General features: G+C 63.3%; 22 protein-coding genes. 12 read left to right on the plus strand and 10 right to left on the minus strand.

Features of this window, described 5'->3' with window-relative positions:
• Positions 1 to 46: 46 nt before the first annotated feature.
• Genes MF4836_RS35275 through MF4836_RS33445 form a run of 3 tightly spaced genes read left to right on the plus strand, consistent with a single transcriptional unit; the run spans position 47 to position 2,489 of the window.
• Complete coding sequence (locus MF4836_RS35275) at positions 47 to 511, plus strand: hypothetical protein (protein WP_153050296.1); 465 nt, start codon at positions 47 to 49, stop codon at positions 509 to 511.
• On the plus strand, positions 511 to 1,503 hold the full coding sequence (locus MF4836_RS33440; protein WP_078473973.1) for a DUF6708 domain-containing protein: 993 nt from the start codon (positions 511 to 513) through the stop codon (positions 1,501 to 1,503). Before MF4836_RS35275 ends, MF4836_RS33440 begins: the two co-directional genes overlap by 1 nt.
• A gap of 59 nt (positions 1,504 to 1,562) precedes the next feature.
• The gene (locus MF4836_RS33445; protein ID WP_238596251.1) at positions 1,563 to 2,489 is read left to right on the plus strand and encodes a DUF6708 domain-containing protein; all 927 of its coding nucleotides are present in this window, start codon (positions 1,563 to 1,565) and stop codon (positions 2,487 to 2,489) included.
• 61 nt (positions 2,490 to 2,550) lie between these two features.
• Here MF4836_RS33445 and MF4836_RS33450 read toward each other — a convergent pair whose 3' ends face one another.
• Positions 2,551 to 3,810 carry an MFS transporter gene (locus MF4836_RS33450; protein WP_078473975.1) on the minus strand — a complete coding sequence of 420 codons (1,260 nt, stop codon included), beginning with the start codon at positions 3,808 to 3,810 and terminating at the stop codon, positions 2,551 to 2,553.
• A 366-nt stretch (positions 3,811 to 4,176) separates the two neighbouring features.
• Between MF4836_RS33450 and MF4836_RS33455 the strand changes: the two genes are divergently transcribed.
• Entirely contained in the window at positions 4,177 to 4,962 is a 786-nt protein-coding gene (locus tag MF4836_RS33455; RefSeq protein ID WP_078473976.1) for a sulfite exporter TauE/SafE family protein, read from the plus strand.
• A 12-nt stretch (positions 4,963 to 4,974) separates the two neighbouring features.
• Here the strand turns inward: MF4836_RS33455 and MF4836_RS33460 are convergent, their stop codons facing one another.
• The gene (locus tag MF4836_RS33460) at positions 4,975 to 5,451 is read right to left on the minus strand and encodes a MarR family winged helix-turn-helix transcriptional regulator (RefSeq protein WP_078473977.1); all 477 of its coding nucleotides are present in this window, start codon (positions 5,449 to 5,451) and stop codon (positions 4,975 to 4,977) included.
• Between the two features lie 177 nt (positions 5,452 to 5,628).
• Entirely contained in the window at positions 5,629 to 6,972 is a 1,344-nt protein-coding gene (locus tag MF4836_RS33465) for a spinster family MFS transporter (RefSeq protein ID WP_078473978.1), read from the minus strand.
• Between the two features lie 321 nt (positions 6,973 to 7,293).
• Here MF4836_RS33465 and MF4836_RS33470 point away from each other — a divergent pair, with 321 nt between their 5' ends.
• A complete protein-coding gene (locus tag MF4836_RS33470) occupies positions 7,294 to 8,274 on the plus strand; it encodes an AraC family transcriptional regulator (RefSeq protein WP_078474008.1) in 981 nt (326 codons plus the stop codon).
• A 21-nt stretch (positions 8,275 to 8,295) separates the two neighbouring features.
• Here the strand turns inward: MF4836_RS33470 and MF4836_RS33475 are convergent, their stop codons facing one another.
• The 7 genes from MF4836_RS33475 to MF4836_RS33505 all read right to left on the minus strand — a co-directional run bounded on the left by MF4836_RS33475 (position 8,296) and on the right by MF4836_RS33505 (position 16,674).
• Positions 8,296 to 9,867: a methyl-accepting chemotaxis protein gene (locus MF4836_RS33475; protein WP_078473979.1), complete on the minus strand. Its 1,572-nt coding sequence runs from the start codon at positions 9,865 to 9,867 to the stop codon at positions 8,296 to 8,298.
• Between the two features lie 13 nt (positions 9,868 to 9,880).
• Positions 9,881 to 10,657 carry a class II aldolase/adducin family protein gene (locus MF4836_RS33480; RefSeq protein ID WP_078473980.1) on the minus strand — a complete coding sequence of 259 codons (777 nt, stop codon included), beginning with the start codon at positions 10,655 to 10,657 and terminating at the stop codon, positions 9,881 to 9,883.
• A gap of 25 nt (positions 10,658 to 10,682) precedes the next feature.
• The gene (locus MF4836_RS33485) at positions 10,683 to 11,669 is read right to left on the minus strand and encodes a ketopantoate reductase family protein (RefSeq protein ID WP_078473981.1); all 987 of its coding nucleotides are present in this window, start codon (positions 11,667 to 11,669) and stop codon (positions 10,683 to 10,685) included.
• Between the two features lie 82 nt (positions 11,670 to 11,751).
• Positions 11,752 to 12,555: an ABC transporter ATP-binding protein gene (locus MF4836_RS33490; RefSeq protein ID WP_078474009.1), complete on the minus strand. Its 804-nt coding sequence runs from the start codon at positions 12,553 to 12,555 to the stop codon at positions 11,752 to 11,754.
• Positions 12,556 to 12,578: 23 nt separating this feature from the next.
• The gene (locus MF4836_RS33495; protein WP_078473982.1) at positions 12,579 to 14,381 is read right to left on the minus strand and encodes a branched-chain amino acid ABC transporter ATP-binding protein/permease; all 1,803 of its coding nucleotides are present in this window, start codon (positions 14,379 to 14,381) and stop codon (positions 12,579 to 12,581) included.
• Positions 14,378 to 15,415 carry a branched-chain amino acid ABC transporter permease gene (locus MF4836_RS33500; protein WP_078473983.1) on the minus strand — a complete coding sequence of 346 codons (1,038 nt, stop codon included), beginning with the start codon at positions 15,413 to 15,415 and terminating at the stop codon, positions 14,378 to 14,380. Before MF4836_RS33500 ends, MF4836_RS33495 begins: the two co-directional genes overlap by 4 nt.
• Before the next feature lie 107 nt (positions 15,416 to 15,522).
• On the minus strand, positions 15,523 to 16,674 hold the full coding sequence (locus MF4836_RS33505) for an ABC transporter substrate-binding protein (RefSeq protein ID WP_078473984.1): 1,152 nt from the start codon (positions 16,672 to 16,674) through the stop codon (positions 15,523 to 15,525).
• 792 nt (positions 16,675 to 17,466) lie between these two features.
• Between MF4836_RS33505 and MF4836_RS33510 the strand changes: the two genes are divergently transcribed.
• From MF4836_RS33510 to MF4836_RS33540, 7 genes are read left to right on the plus strand one after another with little or no spacing between them, the layout of a single operon-like run.
• Positions 17,467 to 18,579, plus strand: a complete 1,113-nt coding sequence (locus MF4836_RS33510) for an amidase (protein WP_078473985.1) — start codon at positions 17,467 to 17,469, stop codon at positions 18,577 to 18,579.
• A 26-nt stretch (positions 18,580 to 18,605) separates the two neighbouring features.
• Positions 18,606 to 19,778, plus strand: coding sequence for an acyl-CoA dehydrogenase family protein (locus MF4836_RS33515; protein WP_078473986.1), 1,173 nt, complete (start codon positions 18,606 to 18,608; stop codon positions 19,776 to 19,778).
• Positions 19,779 to 19,808: 30 nt separating this feature from the next.
• Positions 19,809 to 20,168: an IacB protein gene (locus MF4836_RS33520; RefSeq protein WP_078473987.1), complete on the plus strand. Its 360-nt coding sequence runs from the start codon at positions 19,809 to 19,811 to the stop codon at positions 20,166 to 20,168.
• A gap of 15 nt (positions 20,169 to 20,183) precedes the next feature.
• Positions 20,184 to 20,708 carry a nuclear transport factor 2 family protein gene (locus tag MF4836_RS33525; RefSeq protein WP_078473988.1) on the plus strand — a complete coding sequence of 175 codons (525 nt, stop codon included), beginning with the start codon at positions 20,184 to 20,186 and terminating at the stop codon, positions 20,706 to 20,708.
• Between the two features lie 46 nt (positions 20,709 to 20,754).
• Positions 20,755 to 22,029 (plus strand): aromatic ring-hydroxylating oxygenase subunit alpha, encoded by a 1,275-nt coding sequence (locus tag MF4836_RS33530; protein ID WP_078473989.1) that lies wholly within the window; start codon positions 20,755 to 20,757, stop codon positions 22,027 to 22,029.
• Positions 22,030 to 22,048: 19 nt separating this feature from the next.
• Entirely contained in the window at positions 22,049 to 22,525 is a 477-nt protein-coding gene (locus tag MF4836_RS33535; protein ID WP_078474010.1) for an aromatic-ring-hydroxylating dioxygenase subunit beta, read from the plus strand.
• A gap of 10 nt (positions 22,526 to 22,535) precedes the next feature.
• Entirely contained in the window at positions 22,536 to 23,276 is a 741-nt protein-coding gene (locus MF4836_RS33540) for an SDR family NAD(P)-dependent oxidoreductase (RefSeq protein ID WP_078473990.1), read from the plus strand.
• Positions 23,277 to 23,341: the final 65 nt, after the last annotated feature.

Genomic DNA, 23,341 nt, shown 5'->3' on the forward strand with positions numbered 1-23,341 from the left:
AGAGGGGAGACAGGGGGGAGCGTCAGGTGTGTAGAAGAGACAGGTATTGGCGGGTGGGGCGGCGGGAGTGGGGGCGGGGTATGACATTCAAGATGGACTCGAGAGCTTTAAATTACGGGAGCACACATTTGCTGCATTTTATTTCTTGCGAGCAAGTGCGCAAACAGGGGCAGCGTCTCTTTCAATTGCAATTGGTCTGGCCTCTGCTGGCCCGTATCTAGAATATTTGATCAAAAAGCATGGCGCCAAACATTTTTTGGGCGCCTTTCTTTCGCGTTTATCAGGAGCCTCTTCGATGTTGGCACTACGAATGCTGCCGATGCTGCGCATTTTCTTCGGGCTTAATGTCCTGTTTATTGCTCTGGTTGTTATCGAAATTTTCTTTCTTCCCAATGCACTTGAGCGTTATTTGTCCCACAGCGCCTTTCGCAAAAACCGCAGCAACGGCATCGCCGATACCGAACAAAAGGAACTTGAAATCTTGCAGCGCGCGATAGGGAGCACACTCTGATGTATCTATACGAATGGGGATTTCAATGGTCGAAAAAATTGATGACCTATGAGGAGAGCATCGAAGCCGCTAAGAAGCGACAAGGCCAGCCCGGACTGACTGAACTCAATGCCCCTGACGGCATTCAAGAGTCAGTTTCAAAATCTGTTTATGACAACGACTCCTTATATGCCTACAACGATACTTATATTGATTTGCGTACGCCTAACGATGAAAAGCGCGGATTAATAACGATCTTTCTTGGGGGGATTGGATGGCTTGTTTTTTATCCGCTGGTTGCTACTGCCTATATATCTATTACAAGGATTTTCGCGGGCTTTTATAGTGTTGAAGATCCAATAAATTGGTCCGAGTATTTTTTCCTGATAGGATTTCCTTTGTTTTTTTGGGGGATGCTTTTCATCTATTTAAAATATGCCTTCCGATACCTACGCCTAGAGTCGTTTACTGCACGTCGTATTATCGTCCGCTTTAATCGCATCACCCGTAAAGTGTATTTGCTACGCCCCAAGTATCTGGGGGGTATTCGGATAATGGACTGGGATAAGGCCGAAGTCGTTATTGATAAAAACATGACGGAGCTGGATGGTACTGGCGGGTTTGTCATTGTGGCCTGGGACAAGAGCAATGGCGCGGACCAGCAGGGTAACCCCACCGACGATATGGAGGCGGCCTTCGTCGGCAAGCCCACCCGCAATGCCAGCGAACTGCTGGCCTTCTGGGAATATATCCGCCGTTATATGGAAGACGGTCCTGCGGCGGCCCCGCCCCCGAAAAAACTGATCAGCAAGTTTCCCTGGCCCTGGAACTCGTTCAAGGCCGCTTGGGGGCTGGATACCCGCTTTTTGCAACACAGCGGCCTGTGGGTATTTGTCCTGATCAATGTGCTGTTATTGCCGGTCGTTCTTATTCACGGCACTGGCCACTGGCTGTCGTTGTTGCTGTGTTATGAACCCAGGTTTCCCCGTGTTATCGAAGAGGCTGGGCGCTGATGTATCTATTCGAATGGGGGTTTCAATGTTCTAAAAGACAGATGTCCCATGAGGAGAGCATGGAGGCCGTCAAGAACCAACAGCGCAAACCTGGCCAAGCCGAACTCAACGGCCCGGAGGGTATAGATGAGTCAGTTTCAAAATCTATTTGCGATAACTGCTCTCTGTATTGTTATGGCAATACATATATTGATTTAAGAACTCCCAGTGACGAGAAAAGAGGTGTTATTACTATCTTTTTGGGTGTGTTGGGAAGCATGCTGTTATGGGGTGCGCTTGCTTCAATATGGCTAGCGATTAGCGATCTTCTGGATCCGATGAACGTTAGTTTGGGTTGGGAGTTTTATATCTTTGGGCTGATTCTAGCCCCGCTCACTGGGGTGCTGGCTCTTTATCTATTCTATAGGTATGTATTCCATTATTTTCGCTTGGAGGCCTTTACCGCGCGCCGTCTGATTATTCGTTTTAATCGCATCACTCGTAAGGTATACCTGCTGCGTCCCAAGCATCTGGGGGGCATTCGAATTCTGGAATGGGACAAGACTCAGCCCATCATCGATAAGAATATGACCGAATTGGAAGGTACGGGCGGATTTGTAATCCTGGCGTGGGACAAAGGCGACGGCGTAGATCTGCAGGGCAATCCAATTGACGATATCGAGATGGCCTTCGTCGGCAAGCCCACCCGCAATGCCAGCGAACTGCTGGCCTTCTGGGAATATATCCGCCGTTATATGGAAGACGGTCCTGCGGCGGCCCCGCCCCCGAAAAAACTGATCAGTAAATTCCCCTGGCCCTGGAACTCGTTCAAGGCCGCTTGGGGGCTTGATACCCGCTTTTTGCAACACAGTGGCCTGTGGGTATTTGTCCTGATCAATGTGCTGCTACTGCCGGTCGTTCTTATTCACGGCACGGGCCACTGGCTGTCGTTGTTGCTGTGTTATGAGCCCAGGTTTCCCCGTGTTATCGAGGAGGCTGGTCGCTGATGTATCTATACGAATGGGATTTCAATGGTCCAAAAGGCAGGTGGCCTACGAGGAGTGCGACTCAGGCATGGGTCGCCGTCCGCTCGCCTTGCCTGCTGCTGGAGCGTCCGCTCCAGGCCATGACCCCCATCGCCAGTACCTGAATCAGCCCCGCGCCGATAAACAACCCACTGCTCGACCCGGCGCTTTGCGGCATGGCCAGCAAGGCGCCAAACAGTGCCGGAGCGAAGGCGTAGCAGCCCTGGGCGAAGGCCACGATCAGGGCCACCACCCGCTGGCTGTGCTGGCTGCTGAATTCGGCCTGGGCGATCAGCGGCGGTAGCGAGGTGGCGTTGCCGATGCCGGCGCCGAACAGCAGCACCCCGAGCCAGATCAGGCTGTCATGGGCGCCAGCCAGGACCAGGGCGATGCAGCCGGTCAGTTGCACGCCGTAGCTGAGGCAGGCGATATGCCGGCGGTTGGCGCCGGGGGGCATCAGCCAACCCACCAGGGTGCGGCCGGCGATGGCGCTCAGGGTTGCGAGGCCCATGGCCAGGCCGGCCTGCTGTTCGCCAAAACGCGGCACCAGGACCCGAAACAGGTGGGCGATCAGGCCGATCTGCGCCACCAGGCCCAAGGCCATGGCGGCGCCCAGGGTCAGAAATTGGCGGTTGCGCCACAGGGAAACCGGGGCGTCGGTGGAAGGGGTGGTCGGCGCTGCAGGCGTGGGCTGCGGTTCCAGTCCGTCGGGATGCTGGCCGAGCAGCGCGGGACTTTTGTTCAACACCCGGCGCGCGACGCTCGCCACTGTCACCAGGGTCAGGGTGCCCACCAGCAGCGCGGCCATGGCAAAGCCCAGGCGGTTGATCAGGTAGACCCAGGCCGATGAAAAAATGACCCCGCCCAGGCTCGCGCCGTTGTAGGCCATGGCCAGGGCGGCGGGGCGCTTGCGCACAAACCAGGGAGCAATGATCGCGTTGATCGCCGCCGCGCCCAGGGTCACCCAGCCCAGGCCGCTGAGCAGGGCACCGATAAACAGCTGATAGGGCTCGCGGGCCAGGGCCCAACCGAGCAGGCCCAGGGCCAGGAGCAGGGTGCCGAGGCAGGTGACGCGCGGCAGGCCGAAGCGCCGGTACAGCCGGGGCAGGTTGGCGACCACCAGGGTTCCGGCCAGAAAATGCACGGTGACGGCCGCCGAGCACAGGCTCAGGGACCAGCCGCTGCGCTGGATCACCGCGTACATGAAAATCGGCGGCCCATAAAAGCCGATGCCCCAGCCGAGCATGGCCAGGACAAAGGCCGTGAGCAGCACTTTATTGCCGAAGAATACTGCTCGATTCATTGCGCTTTGCCTTGGACGGTGTGGAAGCCACAGTCTGCGGGCCAGCAAGGGCTGACACTTCGTTGCCCAGCGAAGTATCAATGTGCGCTGCTCTGGTTAATGAGGGTGAGGGATCTTGCTCCGGCTGGGCCAAGGTGGCGCTTCAGCGCGCGAGTGGCGTCGATGACTGTCCCGTGATTGCTCCGGGCCCACGGCGGGCTCGGGGTTTGCGGCTGCTGCGCAGCCGAGCGGGAGCAAGCTCCCTCACCACGGCTTATGGTTGACTGGTTATAAAGTCAGATCATATCGATATAAGTGGTTATAAGAAAAATCGCTATGCTGCCGCCAGAATTTTATATAGCCGCGTGATGTGTAGGACATGTGTTAATGGATGTCGGTAATTTTGGGTTTGTGATTGCGGGCTTGGTAGTCGGATTTATTGTCGGCATGACCGGCGTCGGGGGCGGTTCGTTGATGACCCCCATCCTCCTGTGGTTCGGTATCAACCCGGCGACTGCCGTGGGCACCGACCTGCTGTATGCAGCCATCACCAAGTCCGGTGGGGTGCTGGTACACCAGAAGAACAGAAACATCGATTGGAAGATCACCGGCTGGCTGACCCTGGGCAGTGTGCCGGCGGTGCTCGCGACCCTGTGGTTCCTGAACAACCTGGACGGCGATCCCCAGGCCCTGAACTCGGTGATCAAGCAGGCGCTGGGTGTGGTCTTGCTGCTGACGGCCCTGGCGATTCTGTTCAAGAAGAAGTTGCTGGCCTTCGCCCAACGGCATGCCGGTGATCACTACCAGCTCAGCGATTCGAAGCTCAATGCCCTGACCGTGGTCACCGGCCTGGTGCTGGGGACCATGGTCGCCCTGACGTCGATCGGTGCCGGCGCGCTGGGCACCGTGGCGCTGTTTATTCTCTACCCGTTCCTGGCCACCAAACGCCTGGTGGGCACCGAGATTGCCCATGCCGTGCCCCTGACCCTGGTCGCCGGCCTGGGCCACGCCAGCATGGGCAACATGGACTGGCACCTGCTGGGGTTCCTGCTGATGGGGTCGCTGCCCGGGATCTGGGTCGGCAGCCATATGACCGGGCGCGTCTCGGATGAAATCCTGCGCCCGTGCCTGGCGGTGATGCTGTTTTCCATCGGCTACAAACTGGCGTTCTAAGCCGGTTCGGAATCAGTCTTCCGGCAGGTTGTTGAAGATCTTTTCCAGGGTCCCGTTGAGCTTGGTGATCTGCGCTTCGGTCAGGCCCTTGAAGCTGGTGCGGAAGATATCGCTGGTGCCGTGCTGGATCTCTTCGATGGTGTGGCGGCCCAGGTCGGTCAGTGACACCTGGGTTACCCGCCCGTCGCTGGCGCTGGTGTTGGTTTCCACCAGGCCGTCGGCCTTCATGCGGTAGACGATCTTGGTGATGGTCGAGAGCTTGGCGATGGCGTGGATCGAGATTTCGGAAATGCTCGACTCACCGTTTTCCTTGAGGATAAACAGGATCCGCCAGCGCGGAATGTCCATGTCGATTTTCTTCAGCGCCTTTTCCATGGCCATGGAATAACGACCGTGCAGGCGCGCCAGCCAATAGAAGGGAAACTCTTCTTTCTTGAAATCTTCACTGGCGGGGTTGTAGCGGCTCAGGCGTTTTTTCGGGGTGGTCATAAAGGGTCGCGTAGTCTTTTCTGATGAGCTGGCTTTATAGAGGGTTGCACGCGGGCTGTCGACCGCAGCAGGCCCGGGCATGGCGTAGCGCGGCGGCCATTGTCGCGCCGGGCCTGGCAAAAAACCAGCGAGCCCACCCGCGACCCAGCCGCGCGGGCAGGCCCTTGGGCCGCGGCCTCAGGCCAGCCCTTCGTGCTTGAGGCTGGCGCGAAAGTGACCGCAACCCTTGCCCAGCAGCACCAGGGTCAGGACCACGGCGCCGGCATTGAGCAGGGAGATCGAGGCGCCCACCTGCAACGGATCGTGGAACAGACGGTCGGTGGCCAGGGCCACCAGGCTGGTGCCCAGGCCCAGGCCGATCAGGTTCGATATCAGTAAAAACAGGGCCGAGATCTGCGCCCGCATCTGGTTCGGCGGCAGGATCTGCATCGCCGCCGTAGAGGCCGGCATCGGGAACGAGGCGAAGAACATCGCCACCGCCAGCAGCCCCAGCGACCAGCCCAAATCACCGACCTGGGTAAACAGCACCGCTGGCAGCGCCATGCCCAGGGCGCCGATCACCCCGGCGCGCATCGGTGCGTCGCTGTAGCCCTTGCGGGCCAGCCAGTCCACCAGCCAACCGCCGCAGAACACCCCGCTGGTGTTGGCCAGCAACACGATGCCCCCCAGCAGGTAACCGACGTGGCTCGGGGCCAGGCCGAAGCTGCGCATGTAAAAAGCCGGCGACCAACTGAGCATGCAGAACAGGGTCATGGCATAGAAGGAAAACCCCAGGTAATGGCAACTGAAGGTCTTGCGATGAAGCGTCAGAAAGCGCAGCGCCTGGCCCATGCTCGGCGCCCGTACCTGGCCGTCGGCATCGAGTTTCAGGCCCTGGCGCGCCGGGTCGCGCACGGTCAGGGCAATCAGCAGCGCCACCAGCAGGCCCGGCAGGCCGACCAGGACGAACGTCAGCTGCCAGGGGCGCATTTCTCCCAGCAGCGGCACCATCAGGCTGTCGAGGTTTTTCAGCAGGTCGATGACATAGCCACCGATCAGGAAGGCCATGCCACCGCCGATAAACGAGCCGATGGAATAGATCGCCACCGCCCGCCCGAGTTTTTCCCGGGGGAACATGTCGCTGAGCATGGAGTAGGTGGCGGGGGACAGCGCGGCTTCGCCGATGCCGACCCCGATCCGCGCCAGGAACATCTGCGCAAAGGTTGTGCACAGCCCGCACAGGGCGGTGGCCATACTCCAGAACGCGATGCCGATGGCGATGATCCGCGGCCTGGAAAAACGGTCGGCGAGCAGCGCGATGGGCATCCCCATAAAGGCATAGAACAGCGAGAACGCCAGGCCGTGAAGCAGGCTGAACTGGGTGTCCGAGAGCTGCATATCCTGTTTGATCGGCTCGATCATCAGCGCCAGGATCTGGCGATCGATAAAGGAAAACATGTAGGCCAGCATGCAAATGGCAACGACGTACCATTCGTAGGCGTAGCTTTTTGCGGTGACCCGGGTGGTGGCGGTGCTGGTCATGTACGTTGGCCCCTTGTGGGTGGCTGAGCGGTCGGCGGCAGCAGGTCTTGCCAATGGGTGAATCGGTGACGTCGGCGTTACCCGTTTGCCTGTGCCGGGTGCACGGGAGTGTTGTTATTGGGCAAATGGGCGGGGCTGCGAGGGATTTGCAGCGGGCCCGGAACCTTTTTAGGCCCTTGCCGGGCGCGGCTCTATGCGCCAGGCGCAGGGCCTGTTCCGCAGATGCAAAAAGCCGTGGCGTGGCGTGAAAATTGCTTTCCGTTTCCAGTAATTTTTCACCTGTTCGCTGGCTCTGGCCGGCGGCTTGCCGAGGTTTTTTCCATGCTCGATGACCTGTCCTTGCTCGACCGTCACTGCCTGCTGAATTCCGCCGGGTTTGGCGAGGTCAGGGACAAGGTCAGCCACTACCTGTGGCCGCACCACATGCGCATGCAGCAGGGCGGGGCCTTGCACTCGCGGCTGTACGGGGTGTTCTTCGGCAGCTCGGCGTTGTTCGATCTGCATTACGGCGCGCCGGTGGATATCGACGCCGGCGACATCACCAGTTTCTACCTGATCCGGGTCACCCTCGAAGGGGGCGGCATGGTCTCCCTGGGCAAGCAGAGTGCGGTGCTGCACAAGGGTGGGCTGACCATCTCCTCGCCGTCCCAGCGCAGTTTTATCCGCATCGACAAGGACTGCCGCAACCTGATCCTGCGCATCGAGCGCGAAGCCCTGGAGCGCCAGTTGCAGCAGTTGCTCAACCGCCGCTTGCGCCAGCCCCTGGTGTTCGAGATCCAGGTCGATCCCGGGCACCCAGGCCTGGCCGTGGTGCGCGCCACCCTGGACTACATCTGCCGCCTGCATGGCGAGGCCAGCCAGAGCCTGCTGGCCTCGGCCATGGGCGGCGGCCTGTCGGACTACCTGCTGTCGGTGCTGCTGACCCAGTTGCCCCACAATTACTCGGCGGACCTGCTGCAAGAGCAGCGCCAACCGATGCCGCGCCATGTGATCAAGGCCCGGGACTACATCGAACAGCACCTGGGGGAACCGATCGCCCTGGCGCAGCTGGCGCGGCATTGCGAAGTCTCGGTGCGCACCTTGCAGAACGGCTTCGCCCGGTTCCTCCAGCAAACCCCCAGTGACTACCTGCGCACCCGGCGCCTGGCCCTGGTGCACGCCGCCCTGCAACAGGCCGGGCCGGCGGGCAGCGTCACCGATATCCTGCTCAACCACGGGGTCAGCAGCTTCGGCCATTTCGCCACCCAGTACCGCCGCCAGTACGGTTGCCTGCCGTCCGCGACCCTGCGTCGCCAGGCTTGAGCCTGCGCTGTCGGCAACGCCTCAACCGTCGATAAAACGCTCCGCCAACTCCAGTTGGGAATTGGCCAGGCGGTGCAGTTCCTGGCCGATCTGGGTGCTGCGTCGGGATTGCTCGCTGCTGGTTTGCGCCAGGCTGACAATCTGGGTGATCTGCTGGTTGATCTGCTCCGCGACCTGGCCCTGCTGTTCGATGGCTGTGGCCATCTGCAAGCTCATGCCGGTGATCTGCCCGACCTCGCCACCGATCCGGTGCAGCGCCTGTTGCAGTTGCTCCACATCGTTGCGTGACTGGCGCGTCGCCGACTGGCCGCGCTGGGCGGTAGCCAGGGCGTGGGCGCTGCCGCTGCGCAAGCGCTCGATAGAGTGCTGGATCTGTTCGGTGGACTCGCGGGTGCGGGTGGCCAGGCTGCGCACCTCATCGGCGACCACTGCGAAGCCGCGCCCGGTTTCCCCGGCGCGAGCGGCCTCGATGGCGGCGTTCAGGGCCAGCAGATTGGTCTGTTCGGCGATGCTGCGGATCACCTGGGCGATGCCGCTGATGGACTCGATGGACTCCGCCAGTTGGCTGACGGCCTGGCCGATGTCTTCCACCGAGGTGCCCAGGCCGGTCATCGAGCTTTGGCTCTGTTCGGCGATGCGCTCGCCGTCGTGGGCCAGGCGGTCCACCGCCTGGGTGGCCTGGGCTGCCTGATGCAGGTTGCGCGACAGGTCCTGGATGGTCGCGCTCATCTGGTGGATCGCCGCCGCCGATTGTTCGGCTTCTTGCAGTTGGCGCTGCAACTGCCCGGCCTGGGCCTGGACCAGCAGCGACGATTCCTCGGCGCTTTGGCGCAGGGTCTGGCCGTTGATGCGAATGCGCGCCATCACCGTGCGCATGCGGGTTTTCTGCGTGTCCAGGGCCATGCCGAAGCGGCTGGCGTGGCCTGGGTGGTCGCCGTGCAGGGCGGCCAGCAGGCCGTCGCTGTAGACCTGTGGGTGGCGGCTGAACACCTGGCGGCTATCGGCCCGTTGCCGGGCGCGCCATTGCCAGCTGGCGGCCAGCAGCCCGCCGAGGAGCAGCAGCCCGGCACCGGGGGCAAGCCAGCCACAGAGCACGGCGCCGCCCACCGCCAGCGCCAGCAGCCAGCTCAGGCCCAGGCTGCGGGCGTGTTGCACCAGGCGCGCGCCCAGGCCCTGTGGGTGCTGCCCGGCGCCCAGGCGGCGGTAGAGGCGTTGCGTCGGCGCCAGCAGTTCGCCGGGCAGCGGGTGGTAGGTGGTGCCCAGTGCGGTCAACTGCCCGGCGTCGTACAGCGGCACCACATACAGGCTGCACCAGAAGGTTCCGCCCTGTTTGTGCCGGCCCATCAGCGGCGCGGTCCAGGGCGTGCCGCTGCGCAAGGTGGGCCACATACGCTCGATCACCCGGGGCGGCATCTGCGGGTGGTTGATCATCTGGTGCGGCTGGCCCAGCAGCTCTTCGCGGCTGTAGCCGCATAGCTCGAGGTAGGCGTCGTTGCACCACAGCAGCGTGCCCTGGGGGTCGAGGCGCGAGATCGGCATCTCCGGCTCGGCCAGGGACGTGCCGCTGACTGCTGGCAATAAAGGGTTGGCCATACAAGGCTCCTGGTCAGCGGCGCGGGCCACGCTCGGCGTGCATTTTGCGCACCATGGCGTCGAAGAATTTGACCGCAAAGCCGCTGTCGCGGATCAGCATGGCCGTGAGGTCGGCGCACTTCTCGCCGATCTCGGCGCTCAACGGGTTGTCTTCGCCGCCCAGGGCGCCGGCCTGGCATTGGATTTCCGCCGCGCGCTGCACCGTCCACAACAGGAAAAACGCCTTGGCGATGCTGCTTTCGCCCACCGCGATGCCGTGGTTGCGCAGCACCAGGATGTGCTTGTCGCCGAGGCTGTCGATCATCCGGCTCTTCTCGTCGTCGAACAGGGTGATGCCTTCGAAGGTGTGATAGGCCACGCGGCCGTACAGTTGCGCGCCGTAGAAATCGTTGTGGCCGAAGCCGGCTTTTTTCATCACCACCGCCGAGATCGGCGTGGTGTGGGTGTGGATCAGGCACTGGATGTCGTCCCGTGCGCCGTGCACCGCGCTGTGCAGGGCGAAGCCTGCGGGGTTGCCGTCGTAGGGCGAGTCTTCGAGCTTCTTGCCGTCGAGGTCGACCTTGAGCAGGTTGGCCGGGGTCACCTCGCTGTAGTTGAGGCCGAACGGGTTGACCAGGTAATGGTGCGCCGGCCCGGGCAGGCGCGCGGAGATGTGGTTGAAGATGGTTTCGGTCCAGCCGAAGAAGTCCACCAGGTGATAACAGTGGGCCAGTTGAACCCGCAGGGCCCATTCTTCGGCGCTGCAATTTTGCGTGGGCTGCGAGGCGGTGGGGGAAGGCAGTTGCGACATGTCGAAGTCCTTGTGCGGGTGAGGTTCAGTGGCGCGCCTGGTCGCCGCGAAAACGCGCCAGGGCAATCAGGTTGCGGGTGATCGGCATGGCGATGGCCATGTGCTCGGCCAGTTCCAGTACCGCGTCGCCAATCGCCGCCAGCTCCAGCGGGCGGCCCTTGTCGTAGTCCTGCAGCATCGAGGTGCGCACCGGGCCCATGCCCGCCCCGAGTTCGAGAAAGGTCTGCGGGTCGATGCTGACCCGGGCGCCATGGGCGGCGGCGGTAAGCAGGGTTTCGTGGAGCGAGGCGCTGACCAGTGCTCGCAGTTCCGGCAGGCTGTAGAGCTGTTCGAGGGTGGCGCCGGTGATCACCGACAACGGGTTGGAGGTGATGTTGGCGATGATTTTGGTCCACAGGTTGTCGCGGATGCGGTCGGTGGCCCGGGCCTCGATGCCGGCGCTTTCCATCAGCGCCCGTACCCGCTCCAGACGCGGGCTGAGGCGGTTGTCGGGCTCGCCGAAAATCATCAGGTGCGGGTTGTTCGCCAGGGCCACCCCAGGCGTCGGGCAGTGGGCGGTGATAAACACCACGCAGCCCAGCACATGGCGCAGGTCCAGGGCGTCGGTCAACAGGCCCTGCGGGTCGACGGCCTTCACCCGCTGCCCGCTGAAGCGCCCCTCCTGGCCGTGGAAATACCACCAGGGCACGCCGTTGATCACCGGCACCACCACGGTGTCGGCGCCGATCAGCGGCTGGATCTGCGGCAGCAATTGGGCCAGCGCCGGAGCCTTGGTGCAGAGCAGCACCAGGTCCTGCTCGCCGAAGGCCCGGGGATCGTCGCTGGCATTGACCCGGACCCGGTGCTCGCCGTCCAGGTCCGACAGCTGGATGCCGTCGCGCTGGATGCTGGCCAGGGTGGTGCCACGGGCCAGCACGTTCACCGCCTGGCCGCTGGCAGCGAGGCGTGCGGCCAGGGTACAGCCGATGGCGCCGGCACCGGCGATGCAGATGCGCATGGGGGACGTGTTCATTGCGACTCCAGTTTCAAGGGCAGGCCGCCCTGGCCGATGACTGGCCAGGGCGGGCGCTGCAAGGGGGCGGCGCCAGGGTGGCTCAGGTGGCGAGCATTTCCTGGTGTTTGCTGGCCAGCCCCAGGTAGGCCTCGATCACCCGAGGGTCGTCGGCCAGTTGCCGGGCCGGGCCCTGCATGGCGATCTGCCCGGTCTCCAGCACATAGGCGTAGTCGGCGACCCGCAGCGCGGCGCGGGCGTTCTGTTCCACCAGCAGGATCGACACCCCCTGTTCGCGCAGGGCGCTGATGATGCGGAAGATCTCGCGGGTGATCAGCGGCGCCAGGCCCAGGCTCGGTTCGTCGAGCATCAGCAGCTTGGGCTTGGCCATCAGCGCCCGGCCCACGGCGAGCATCTGCCGTTCGCCACCTGAAAGAGTCGCCGCCAGTTGCTCGCGGCGCTCCCACAGCCGGGGGAATAGGTCATAGACCTCCTTGAGGGTGGCGGCGTAATCGCGATCGCCCCGGCGATGACGCTGGAAGGCGCCCAGCAGCAGGTTGTCGGCCACGCTCATGCTGGTGAACAGCTCGCGTTTTTCCGGCACCAGGCCCAGCCCGCGCGCGACCATGACCTCGACCTCCGGCAGGCCTTCAAGGCTGCCGTCGAAGTGCACCTGGCCCCGGGAACCGAGGACCCCCATGATCGCCGAGAGCAGGGTGGTCTTGCCGGCGCCGTTGGGCCCGATCACGGTGACGATCTGGCCCTTGCCCACACTCAGGCTGGCGTTGCTCAGGGCTTCGACCTTGCCGTAGGCCACGCTCAGGTCGCGGATCTCCAGCACCGCATCGCTGACCAGGTTACGCGGCTGCGCGAGGGCTGCACCGTGGGGCTCAGAGGGCACCGACATCGGCGTATTGATCATTGCGCTGCTCATTCCACGCCTCCCAGATAGGCTTCGAGTACGGCCGGGTCTTTCTGTACGTCTTCGGGCAGGCCCTGGGCGATGCGCTGGCCAAACTCCATGACCACCACCCGGTCCACCAGGCCCATGACGAAGTCCATGTCGTGCTCCACCAGCAGGATCGCCATGCCTTCGCTGCGCAAGCGGCTGAGCAGCACCCCGAGGGCTTCTTTTTCTTTCAGGCGCAGGCCGGCCGCCGGCTCGTCGAGCAGCAGCAGGCATGGGTCGGCGCACAGGGCGCGGGCGATTTCGAGGATCCGCTGTTGGCCCAGGGCCAGGCTGCCGGCCGGTTCATGCAGGCAGTTGCCGAGGCCGACCCGTTCCAGCTGGCGCCGTGCTTCGTTGAGCAGCTCGGCTTCTTCACGCCGCTCAAGGTGCAGCGCTGCCGCCATCACCCCTTGCCGGCCGCGCAGGTGGGCGCCGATGGCGACGTTCTCCAGCACGCTCATGTCCGGCAGCAGCTTGACGTGCTGGAAGGTCCGGCTCAGGCCCATGCGTGCCACTTGCCGCGAGCTCAGGCCGTTGACCTTGCGCCCCATGAACAGCACATCGCCGGAGGTCGGGGTATCGACCCCGGACAGTTGGTTGAACAGGGTGCTCTTGCCGGCGCCATTGGGGCCGATCAGGGCCAGGATTTCACCGCTGTGCACCGCCAGGCTCATGTCGTTGTTGGCCACCAGGCCACCAAAGCGCTTGGTCACATGCAGCGCTTCGAGGATCTTCTGGCCATGGGCCGGCAACTCGCGGCGCGGCAGGGCGGCGGCGTTGAGGTCGACCGCAGGTGCTGCCCGGCGCATCTTCAGGCGCGCCGGCAGCCAGCTCACCAGCATGGGCCACAGGCCGCCCGGGGCGCGTTGCATCAACAGCACGATCAGCACGCCGAAGACGATGGTCTCGTAGTTGCCGGTGTTACCCAGCAAGTGCGGCAGCAAGTCCTGCAGCCACTGCTTGAGCATGGTCAGGATGCCGGCGCCGAGCAGTGCCCCCCAGACGCTGGAGACCCCGCCGATCAGCGCCATGAACAGGTAGTCGATGCCCATGTTGAGGCCGAACGGGGTCGGGTTGACGAAGCGTTGGGTGTGGGCGTACAGCCAGCCGGAGATCGCCGCGAACACAGCGGAGATGACAAAGATCACCATCTTCGAGCGGAAGGTGTTGACCCCCATGGACTCGGCCATCAACTGGCCGCCCTTGAGGGCGCGGATCGCCCGGCCTTCCCGGGAGTTGAGGAGGTTCTGGGTGATGACGATGGCCACCAGCAGAATCACCCAGATCAGGTAGAAAATCTTTTCTCCCTTGTCCAGTTGCAGGCCGAACAGCGAGATCGACGGCAGGCCGCTGACCCCGGTGTGGCCGCCCAGGGACTCCATGGTGCCGAACAGGTAATACAGGGACAGGCCCCAGGCGATGGTGCCCAGCGGCAGGTAATGCCCCGACAGCTTGAGGGTCAGCGCCCCCAGCAGCAGCGCCACGCCGGCAGTCAGCACTACCCCCACCAGCAGGCTCAGCCACGGCGAGCTGCCGGCCCAGGCCAGCCACACCGGCAGTTGCTCGGTGGTGGTGAGGTAGGCCGAGGTGTAGGCGCCCAGACCGACAAAGGCCGCCTGACCGAAGCTGGTCATGCCGCCGACGCCGGTCAGCAGCACCAGCCCCAGCACCACCAGGGTGTAAAGGCCGATGTAATTGAGCAGGGTCACGTAGTAGGGCGGCAAGGCCAGCGGCGCAATGCCGAGGATCAGCACCAGGGCCAGCAACAGGTAGCGCGGGTTCATTCTTCTTCCTCCACATGACGGCTGGTGAGCGAACGCCAGAGCAGGAACGGAATGATCAGGGTGAACACGATGATTTCCTTGTAGGTACTGGCCCAGAACATCGAGAACGCTTCGATCAGGCCTACCGCCAGGGCGCCGAGGGCGGCTGCCGGGTAGCTGACCAGGCCGCCGATGATGGCGCCGACGAAACCCTTGAGGCTGATGATGAAGCCCGAGTCGAAATACAGGGTGGTGATGGGCGCGATCAGGATCCCCGACAAGGTGCCGATCAGCGCCGCCAGGAGAAAGGTCGACTTGCCCGCCAGGGTCGGCGAAATGCCCATCAGTCGCGCGCCCATGCGGTTCACCGCGGTGGCGCGCAGGGCCTTGCCGTACAGGGTGCGTTCGAAGAACAGGTAGAGCCCGACGATCAGCCCCAGGGACACCGCCAGCACCCACAGGGTCTGGCTGTTGAACGTCACCGGGCCCAGCTCCAGGCCGGCCTCGGAGAACGGCGCGGTGCGCGCGCCTTCAGGGCCGAACAGCAGCAGAGCGATACCCACCATGCTCACGTGCACCGCAATCGACACGATCAGCAGCACCAGGGAACTGGCCGACGCGATCGGCTGGAACACCAGGCGGTAGACCTGCGGGCCCAGCGGTACCACCAGCGCCAGGGTCAGCAGGGCCTGGATCGCCATCGGCAATTCGGCCAGGGGCAGGGTGCGGATCAGTCCGGCGATCAGCAGGGCATAGCCGAGCTTGAGCAGGATCCGTTTCGGAAAGGCAAAGGCCCGGCTCGAACGCGCGGCGGCCCACAGGTCGAGCAGGCAGTCGATCAGCGTCAGCCCGAGCAGCAGCCAGATCAGTGCGGTCGGTTGCCCGGCCTGCAAGCTGGCCATGGTCAAGGCGCCATAGGTCACGAATTCACCCTGGGGGATCAGCAGGATCCGGGTCACGGTGAACACCAGGAGGATCGACAAGGCCAGCAGCGCATAGATTGCGCCATTGGTCATGCCGTCCTGGCCCAGCAGCATGGCTATCTGGAAATTCATAATGAGAGCTCTTTTTTCTACCGGTTGAATATCACGCTGGACCGGCCTCGGCGGGGTCGGCCGCGAGGCGGGTCGGGCAAGTCAGGCATGACGTGCCCCGGGTTCGATCAGTTGTCGCGCAACAGGGTCCAGTTGCCGTTCTTGACCACGATCAGCTCGCGACCGCGCTCATCGAAGCCGCTGTGGTCCTGCGGGGTTATGTTGTAAACCCCCTGGGTGCCGGCCAGTTCGTGGCTCTGCTCCAGGGCATCACGCAGTGCCGCGCGAAATTCCGGGGTGCCGGGTGCGGCCTTCTGCGCCGCGATCGGGATCGCCTTCTGCAACAGCAGGCCGGCGTCGAAGGTGTTGCCGCCAAAGGTCGCGGGCGCACTGCCGGTGAGTTTCTGGTAGGCGGCGGTGTAGTCGCTGGCGATCTTTTTCGACGGGTGGGAATCAGGGATTTCGTCGAGCACCAGCATCAGGCTCGCCGCGAGGATGGTGCCCTCGACCTTCTTCCCGCCCAGCTTGAGGAAGTCCGGCAGGGCGGCGCCGTGGGTCTGGTACACCTGGCCGCGATAGCCCTGGTCGAACAGAGTGGTCTGAGGCATCACCGCCGAACTGCCGGGGGCCGCCACCAGCACCGCGTCGGGGCGTGCGGCCAGTACTTTCAGGCTCTGCCCGGTGACGGAGGTGTCCTGGCGCTGGAAGCGCTCATTGGCCACCACCTTGATCCCGTGCTCGGCCGCTAGGCCGCCCATGACCTTGGCCCAGTTCTCGCCGTAGGGGTCGGCGGTGCCGATGAAGCCCAGGGTTTTCACGCCCTTTTTGCTCATGTACTCAAACAGCGCCTTGGCGATCAGGTCGTCGTTCTGGGTGGTCTTGAACACCCATTTCTTCTGCTCGGTCATGGGCAGCACCACTGCGGCAGTGCCGACTGGCGCCAGCAATGGCACGCCGGCTTCGGCGACGAACTGGATCACCCCCATGGCGTTGGGCGAGCCGCTTGGGCCAATGATTGCGTCGACTTTTTCTTCGTCGATCAGCTTCTTCAGCGCCTTGACGGTGGCGGTCGGGTCGCTGGCGTCATCCAGGGAAATGTACTTCACCGTCTGCTCGCCGGCCTGAGTCGGCAGCAGGGCGACGGTGTTCTTCTGCGGCAAGCCGACCAGGGCGATGGGGCCGGTGGAGGAGGTGATCACCCCGACTCTCACTTCAGCCTGCGCGGCACTGGCGCAGGCGACACTCAACAACAACGTGGACACGGCTTTTCTGAAGAACATGACTTTCTCCGAAGCGTTGCAAGGCGATGCAAGGGGCGAGTGGCTAGCCCTCCCGACGCCCGAGGGCGACGGGGGTGGCCTGTTTTTATCGAGTGGCATGGGCGTCGTGGTGGCTCACCTGACGCCGCCTGTGCTGACCGACCGATGACTCATCGGCCAGGAGGCGAGGACGGCAAAAGCAGATTGCATGCCAGAAAAATCTGAAGCACGGCGCCTTGGGTGTTACCGCGCCTTGCTGACGATGGGGCAATCGAGGGTCGGTTGAGGGCGCGGTGGCGGGGGCTGGATCGAGGTGTCTGGCGGGCCCGCAAAAAGCCCATGCACACCGTGTGGAGCAAGGCGTTGATCTGGATCAAGGAAGGGCATTTTCAGGGTTGGAGACGGCCTCTGAAAAGTGCAAAAAATGGTGTTTTTTAAGGCTTGAAAATGGCCTGTTTTGAGCCCTGTTTTTTATTGAATCGGAACGTATTTTTTTGCGTGTTTCGAGCTGTGTCTGCGCCTTTTGTTTGTTGAGAATAATTTTCATCATGTTCATATATTGTTGATAAATAACGATAAAAAGACTGATTTAGGGGTTTTTAGGGTTTTTTAAGGTCTGTTACCAAAGTGCACGCCACTGGTGCGATCGGGTAAAAAATGCACCGAAAATACACACTCTTTTATTTGGGAAAATTCAATTGACATTTCACGTAAATATTATGATTTTAGATTTAAGCGATTGCCCCCCGGTTGCGGTCGGGTACATCCGTTCTGGCGAGAGTTGGCCAGTGATCTAGGAAGCAGGTGAAAGGCATGTCGATCGTCGTCGAAGAATTAGCGTTAGGTGGGAGCGGCAGCTCGGTAATGGTCAAAGACACCATTGATATCGCCGGCTATGCGACCCGCGCTTCGAGTTATGCACTGGCCGATGCGCCGGCTGCCACCGAGCATGCGCAGGTGGTGCAGGCCTTGCTCGCGGCCGGTTGCCGGATCAGCGGCAAGACCAGCCTGCATGAGCTGGCCTTTGGTACCACCGGGATCAACGCCTGGGTCGGCACGCCGCCGAACCCGCGTTACCCGGGGCGTATTCCCGGCGGCTCATCCAGCGGTTCGGCCGCTGCGGTGGCAGCCGGCCTGTGTGATTTCGCCCTGGGCACCGACACCGGTGGTTCGGTGCGCATCCCGGCCGCCTGCTGTGGGGTGTTCGGGCTCAAGCCAAGCTTTGGCCGGGTCAGCCGTGAAGGCGTGATGCCGGCCCGTAGCACCCTGGACTGCGTCGGCCCGCTGGCCGCCAGCATCGAGCGCCTGATCGAGGCCATGCAGGTCATCGACCCCAGCTTTGGCCCACTGCCAACCGTCGACCACATCAGCATCGGCGTGGTGCCGGTGGTGGCTGCCGCCGAGATCCAGGCGGCCGTCAACCAGGCCCTGGAGCGCTGCGGCTTGCACCTCGGCGAGCAACCATTGCCCGGCATGGCGGCGGCCTATGACGCCGGCATGGTGGTGATCAATGCCGAGACCTGGGCCGCCTGTGGCCATCTGTTACCCGGTGGGCGGGTTGGCGCCGATATCGCCGGCCGCCTGCAGGCCGCCAGCCAGACCAGCGCCGCCGCCCTGGCCGAGGCCGAACGCGTGCGCCAGGCCTTTAGCGCCGAGGTCGATGCGGCGCTGGCGCGCTTCCCGATCCTGGCCATGCCGACCATGCCCGACTACCCGCTGGCCCTGGCCGATGCGGCCGACACCCGTGCGGTGCTGGGCATGACCGCCCTGGTGCGGCCGTTCAACCTTTCCGGTCACCCGGCCCTGAGTCTTCCCCTGGAAGGCGCTTCAGGACTGCCGGTAGGCCTTCAACTCATTGCCGCCCACGGCGCGGACGAGCTGCTTTGTGCAGTGGCCCGCGAGCTGGTCCGGCGTCTGGAAGACTAATCGTCATGCTTACATTGGAGAAACCCATGACTGTGCTTAGCGAGCTGGACCATCAGCGCGGCGCGCCGATCACCGCGGGTGAAGAATTCCAGCAATTGCTGGTGGAGATCCGGGCCCGGGCCCGGGACGAAGAATTCGATCGCCAGAAGTTCATTTCAGCCGACGTGATCGAGCGTTTCCGCACCCTCGGCGTGTACCGCGCCCTGGTGCCCAAGCGCTTTGGCGGCGACGAGCGTTCCCCTGCCGAGTTCTGCCAGATGGTTGAAGACATTTCGATCGCCGACGGTTCGGCCGGCTGGGTCGCCAGCTTCGGCATGAGCCCGGTGTACCTGGCGGCGCTGCCCCTGGACACGATCAAGAAAATCTACGCCGACTCCCCGGACGTGGTGTTCGCCGGCGGTATCTTCCCACCGCAGCCGGCGACCTTTGTCGAGGGTGGCCTGGAGGTCAACGGCCGTTGGAAATTCTCCAGCGGTTGCATGGGCGCCTCATTGATCGGCGTTGGCATCGCCCCGAAAAACGGCGAGATGCTCGGCTTGCCGCGCCTGGCCGTGATGCCACGGGAAAAGGTGCGGATCGAGGAAACCTGGAACGTGGTCGGCCTGGTCGGTACCGGCAGCCACGACGTGGTGGTGGAGAACGTGGTGGTGCCCGAAGAGTGGACCTTCGTCCGCGGCGGGCCGGCGAACCTGGATGAGCCGTTTTTCCGCTACCCGTCGCTGTCGTTCGCCACCCAGGTGTTGTCGGTGGTCGGTCTCGGTGTGGCCCGCGCGGCCCTGGATGAACTGAGCGGCATGGCCTCCGGGCGCATCTCGGTGACCGGTGCGCCGTCGTTGTCCGACCGGCCCCTGGCCCAGGTCGAGATGGCCAAGGCCGAAGCTTCGTTGCGCGCCGCGCGTTCCTGGTTCTACCAGGCCATCGATGACGCCTGGAGCAGTGTCCTGGCCGGCGACCCGGTGACCCTTGAGCAGACCAACATGCTGCGCCTGTCGTCGACCCACGCCACCCGCGTCGCCGCCGAAGTGGCGCGCACCGCGCAGATGCTCTCGGGCATGAGCGGGGTGTATCGCAGCAGCCCGCTGTCGCGCTTCGTCAACGACACCCAGGTCATCACCCAGCACGCCTTCATGGGCGACATGACCTACCAGAACGCCGGCGCCATTTTCTTCGGCAACAAGCCGCTGCCGGGTTACCTGTAATTTTTTTCCAACCTTTGACTGGTGAATTTCATGACCGATAAAAAAGCCCTGCGAGTGCTGTTCTGCATTGGCATCAACCAGAACTTCTTCGACGCGCCGCGCCCCGAGGCCCTGGAGGTCTGGGCCGCTTTCGGCGAAATGTGGCACGGCATCGCCGACCTGCCGGGGGTCACCGTGCTCGGCAACATGGACGACGACCAGAGCATGGTCGGGCCGTCCGCCGGCTGGCCCTGGACCACCTACCTGCTGGCCGACGTGCCGGACATCGAGACCGTGCACGCCGCCTGCAACCTGTTCCGTACCACGTCGGTGGGCGATGGCCCGTACAAACTCTGGAAGTACTGCAAGGTCGAGGCCCGTACCGGCCGCGAACTGATCATCCAGCGCTGAGCCGAGGCCGACCCCATGTCATCACAAGAGCGCATCGAGGCCCTGGAGCAGCAGCTTGACCAGCTGCAAAGCGAGCACGCGATCCGGGCCTGCATGAACCGCTACATGCTGCTGTGCGACGAACTGGGTGTCGGTTCGCCGCTCGCCGAGTTGGCGGGGCTGTTTACCCTCGACGCGGTGTGGGAAGGCAAGGGCGCCAAGTACCGCGACAGTTTCGGCGGCTACCGGGGGCGCGAGGCGATCAGCGCCATGTTCGCCACCTACATGGTCGAGCCCGCGCACTTTGCCCTCAACGTGCACTTTTTGACCTCGGAGCTGATCCAGGTCCAGGGCGATGCCGCAGACGCGAGTTGGGTGATGTTGCAGACCTCGACCTTCGCCAGCGGCGCCTCGCACCTCAACAGCGCGCGCCTGACGGTGCGTTTCGCCCGGGAGCAGGGGCAATGGCGCATGGCGCATTTCCAGACCGAAAACCTGTTCAGCCGTCCGGTGGACCGCTGGAACAGCGACGCCCAGTTGCCGGTGCCTGCCAAGGCATAGCCCCAGAATTCTTAGAGTCGGCGCCACACGCCGACAAGGAGTGATCGTGAATAACCTGATAAACACCGTAACCCTGGAATCCAGCCCGGCCGACCTGGTGCTGCACGACCGCGTGCACACCTCGCTCTACACCGATGGCCGGATCTTCGACCAGGAACTGGACAAGATTTTCTACAGCACCTGGATCTGGGTCGCCCACGCCAGCGAGATTCCCGACTCCGGCAGCTACAAGAGCACCTACGTCGGCAAGCAGCCGGTGATCGTGGTGCGCGACCGCAAGAAGGATGTGCACGTCCTGCTCAACCGCTGCCGCCACCGTGGGGCCACGGTCTGCGAGCACAAAAAGGGCAAGACCAACAGCTTCGTCTGCCCGTACCACGGCTGGAGCTACGCCCTGGACGGCAGCCTGCGCGGCGTGCCGCACCCCGAGAGCTATGGCGATTGCCTGGACAAAAGCGAGCTGCCCCTGGTGAGCCTGCGGGTCGAGCAGTACAACGGCATGATCTTCGCCACCTTCAAGGACGACATCGAACCGCTGTCGGACTTCCTCGGCCCGGCCAAAAAGTGGATCGATCTGTTCATGAAGCAGGGCGCCGGCTACCCGGTCAAAGTCGGCGGCGAACACCGTTTCCGCTTCCCGGGCAACTGGAAGATCCAGCTCGAAAACACCACCGATGCCTACCACTTCCCGCTGGTGCACAAGTCGTTCCTGTCCTCGGTGGATGAACAGACCCTGGAACTGTTCGATTTCGTCGAAGGCCCGGGCTATGTCGAAGACCTGGGCAACGGCCACAGCGTGATGGTGATGATCCCCGATCTGGTGGACCTGGAAGCCAACCTCGACCTGCCGATCCCGGAACGCTTCCAGGAACTGGCCGAGCAATTGCGCGCCGAAGGCCAGGACGAGGAGGCCGTGCGCCGCATCGTGCGGGCGGTCGGTGGCTCCGGGTTCAACCTCAATCTGTTCCCCAACATCGCCTGCTCGATGGCGTTCTTCCGCGTGCTGCAACCGATCGCGGTGGATGAAACCGAGATCCATCACGCAGTGATCACCATGGACGGCGGCCCGGCCGTGGCCAACCGCTACCGCCTGCGCCTGCACGAACACTTCCAGGGCCCGATGGGCTTTGGCACCCCGGACGACTCCGAGGCCTGGGAGCGGGTACAGCGTGGCGCCAGTGCCGGCACCGACCTGTGGATCATGCTCAACCGTGGCCTGCCGGGCGAAACCCCGAGCGCCGATGGCCTGGTCAGCGACGTCAGTGCCGAGACCGGAATGCGCGCTGGTTACCAGCAGTGGAAAAAGATGATGTCGGCCTGAGTCGACGGAGAACCCCATGATCAATCTGCAATTGCTCAACCAAGTCACTGCCTTCATCTGGCAGGAAGCGGACATGCTCGACCATGGCGATTTCGTCGATTGGCTCGACCTGTGGACCGAGGATGCGACCTACATCATCCCCATCGACCCGCTGGAAACCGATTTCGAGAACACCCTGAACTACGCCTATGACAACCACCATATGCGCCAGCTGCGGGTCACCCGCCTGACCAGTGGCGAGTCGATCTCGACCACGCCACGGGCGCGTACTGTGCGCAGCCAGTCGCGCTTTCGCCTGCTGGCCGACGAGGGCGGGGTGGTCACCGTGCGCTGCGCGCAGAACCTGCGCGAGTTCCGCAAGGACGTGCTCAAGCAGTACACCGCCGATGTCACTTTCCAGCTGGTGCGCAGCGGCGACAGCTTCAAGATCCAGCGCAAGCTGATCCAGTTGATCAACTCCACCGACACCCTCGCCGGTATCGGCTACATCCTCTGAGGAGCCAGGCATGACACAGGTAGCATTGGTCACCGGCGCCGCCAGCGGGCTGGGTGCAAGCATCGCCGAACAGCTGTTGGCGGCAGGGTACCGGGTGGTGCTCAGCGACCTTTCGCTGGCCGCGGCCCAGGCCACCGCCCGGGAGCTCAACGCCAGCGGCGAGCGGGTCCTGGCGTTGCAACTGGACGTGGCCAGCAAGGCCGATTTCGAGGCGGCGCTGGCGGCGGTGCTGCGCACCTGGGGCGTGCTGCACGTGGTGGTCAACAACGCCGCGATGACCATGACCACGCCGCTGATGCAGATCAGCCCGGAGGAGTTCGACCGGGTGACCAGCGTCAACCAGCGCGGGACTTTCGTCGGTTGCCAGGTGCTGGGCGGCTACCTGGCCAGCCAGGGCTACGGGCGCATCATCAACATGGCGTCCCTGGCCGGGCAGAACGGCGGCACCGCCACCGGCGCGCATTACGCCGCCTCCAAGGGCGCGATCATCACCCTGACCAAGATCTTCGCCAAGGAGCTGGCGGCGTCCGGGGTCACGGTCAATGCCATTGCCCCGGGGCCGATCGAGTCGCCGGCGGTGCGTGCGGCGGTGCCGCCCGAGCGCCTGGAAACCCTGATCAAGGGGATTCCGGTGCAGCGCCTGGGCAGTGCCGACTTTATCGGCCGCGTGGTGGTGCAACTGGCCAGCGAAGAGGCCTTCTTCACCACCGGCGCAACCTGGGATGTCAACGGCGGGCTCTTTATGCGCTGACCCCGATCGGGGTCGCGAACCCACACGCAGGGCCGCCATGGCGCGGCCCGTTACCACGAAATCTG

Source organism: Pseudomonas sp. MF4836, assembly GCF_002018875.1.
Classification (GTDB): Bacteria; Pseudomonadota; Gammaproteobacteria; order Pseudomonadales; family Pseudomonadaceae; genus Aquipseudomonas.